1 pseudogene is annotated in these 1133 nt (G+C 67.2%); it reads right to left on the reverse strand.

The features are described 5' to 3' along the window. A pseudogene (locus A5781_RS18240) lies at positions 1 to 1124 on the reverse strand (AMP-binding protein); the annotation flags it as partial. Positions 1125 to 1133 lie beyond the last annotated feature (9 nt).

A 1133-nucleotide genomic window follows, 5' to 3' on the forward strand; every position in this document is an offset into this window, starting at 1 on the left:
AGATGTGTATAAGAGACAGCGCCATGACCGGCCACATACAACTCGCCGACCACCCCCACCGGAACCGGCCGCAACCACTGATCGAGCACCCACAGCGCCGCCCCCGACACCGGCGACCCAATCGGCGGCGGCCCGGATCCCGGGCTCAACAGGGCACTCATCGCCGCATACACCGTGGTCTCAGTCGGCCCATAAGCGTTGACTATCACCCGCCCGGGCGCCCAGCGCTCCACTACCTCAGCCGGACACCGTTCCCCACCGACCAGTAGCGCCACCGACTCCAACCCCTGCGGCGACAACGCCCCCACCGCCGAGGGAGTCTGGGTGAGCACGCTGACCCGTTCACGAACCAGGAGGGCATGCAATGCCTGCGGGGAGGCGGTCACCGGTTCCGGCACGACCACCAACCGGCCCCCACCCAGCAGGGCACCGAAAATCTCCCACACCGAAAAGTCGAACGCATAGGAATGACACTGCGTCCACACCCGCCCCGACCCCAGGCCCGCGTCCAGGGAATCGATCAACTGCGCGACATTGCCATGGGTGATCGCCACGCCTTTGGGCATACCGGTGGTGCCCGAGGTGTAAATCAAATACGCCACATCCTCAGGCGCCGGGTCTGGCAACGCTGTGGCCGGCTGGCTGTCGATCACCGGATCGTTGACATCAATCACGACCAGGTCGTCGTACCCGTCCAGCCGCGACCGCAACTCAACGGTGGCGATGGCCGCCGCCGGGGCGGCGTCGGTGAGCAGGAATTCGATCCGCGCGGTCGGCCATCCTGGGTCGATCGGCACATAGGCCGCCCCCGACTTGAGTATCGCCAGGATCGCCACGATCGCCTCCGGGCAGCGCGGCATCAGCAACCCCACACACCCACCCGGCCCCGCGCCATGGGCAACCAGCCAGTGCGCCAACCGATCCGCGGCCGCATCCAGCTCGCGGTAAGTCATTGAGCGGCCCTCGTAGCTGATCGCCACCGCCTCCGGCGTCCGCGCGACCTGGGCGGCAAACACCTGCGGGATCGACACCTCCAACGCAGCAGGCTGGTCCAACACCGCCCGGTTACCCCACCCCTCCAAACAGGCCAGCTCCTGCGCGTCGAGTACCTCGACCGACGACAACAGCCCCAA

Source organism: Mycobacterium sp. 852002-30065_SCH5024008 (genome assembly GCF_001665645.1).
Lineage (GTDB): Bacteria > Actinomycetota > Actinomycetes > Mycobacteriales > Mycobacteriaceae > Mycobacterium > Mycobacterium paraffinicum.